We start from the raw sequence: 366 nt of genomic DNA, 5'->3' as shown, positions 1-366 counted from the left end.
GTAGCAATGGCTAAAGTTATTAAAACGTTTAAACTGAATCCCGACTGTCATTGTACATCGAAATATCTGAATAACCTCATTGAGCAAGATCACCGTCATATTAAAGTAAGAAAGACAAGATATCAAAGTATGAATACGGCAAAGAATACTTTAAAAGGTATTGAATGTATTTACGCTCTATATAAAAAGAACCGCAGGTCTCTTCAGATCTACGGATTTTCGCCATGCCACGAAATTAGCATCATGCTAGCAAGTTAAGCGAACACTGACATGATATATTAGTGATTAGCTATATTTTTTAAAGTTAAAACAGTGCTAAATGATCATTTTATTTTTCATCTTATGCGACATGTTTGAGTCATTATT

The 366-nt window shown here is 32.5% G+C and carries 1 protein-coding gene; it reads left to right on the top strand.

Annotated features, from left to right (window positions below; all coding sequences use genetic code 11):
- On the top strand, nt 1-258 hold a 258-nt coding region (locus tag HMPREF3057_RS10115), incomplete at its 5' end, for a DDE-type integrase/transposase/recombinase (RefSeq protein WP_142350361.1).
- Nucleotides 259-366 lie beyond the last annotated feature (108 nt).

This window comes from Streptococcus sp. HMSC072D05, assembly GCF_001815805.1.
In the GTDB taxonomy this organism is placed as follows: Bacteria; Bacillota; Bacilli; order Lactobacillales; family Streptococcaceae; genus Streptococcus.
This window is presented reverse-complemented; position numbering and strand designations above follow the sequence as displayed.